The sequence below is a fragment of the Clostridium tertium genome (genome assembly GCF_902652255.1).
Lineage (GTDB): Bacteria > Bacillota > Clostridia > Clostridiales > Clostridiaceae > Clostridium > Clostridium tertium_A.
Genome location: NZ_CACRTO010000028.1, coordinates 1 through 625, shown reverse-complemented (window position 1 = coordinate 625; position 625 = coordinate 1). Strand labels below are relative to the sequence as shown.

General features: G+C 25.8%; 1 pseudogene. It reads left to right on the top strand.

Annotation, left to right across the window (positions count from 1 at the left end):
- Positions 1 to 395 precede the first annotated feature (395 nt).
- Positions 396 to 625 (top strand): annotated as a pseudogene (locus GPX08_RS11695) (PTS mannose/fructose/sorbose transporter subunit IIB); the annotation flags it as partial.

The window sequence follows — 625 nt, the reverse complement described above, 5'->3', positions numbered from 1 at the left end:
TAACTGATGTATTTGGTGGAAGTGTAAATCAAGAAGTAATTAAACAAGCTGTTGGCTATGATAATATTCGTATTATATCTGGTGTGAACTTTCCGTTATTATTAGAATTAGCTGTACGATTGGATTGTTATCTTACAAATGATCAGTTGAAAGAAATCGTTGAGCAGTCAAAAAAACAAATAATATTTTTTGATAACAAAATACAATCTGAATTTAAAGATGATTTTGAAATCTAATAATATTAATAGTTAATATAATATGAATTTTGTTTTAAATAACTATTTGGATATTTTAAAAATTTAATATATGATTAATTATGGAAATAAAGTGTTAATAGAAAGGAAAATATATATTAATGTTTTCTTGTTGATAACATAATATATTAGGGTAAGAGTATGATATGTATGATTAGAATAGATGATAGATTGTTACATGGTCAAGTAGCCTTCGCTTGGAAGGCTTATTTAGGATACAATACAGTAGTTATTGCATCAGACAATGCATCAAAAGATGAAGTGAAAAAAATGGCTTTAAAAATGTGTTGTCCATCTGACGTTAGATTAGCAATAAGATCTGTTGATGATGCGCTAGTTTTACTTAGAAATCCTAAACTAGATAAATTAAA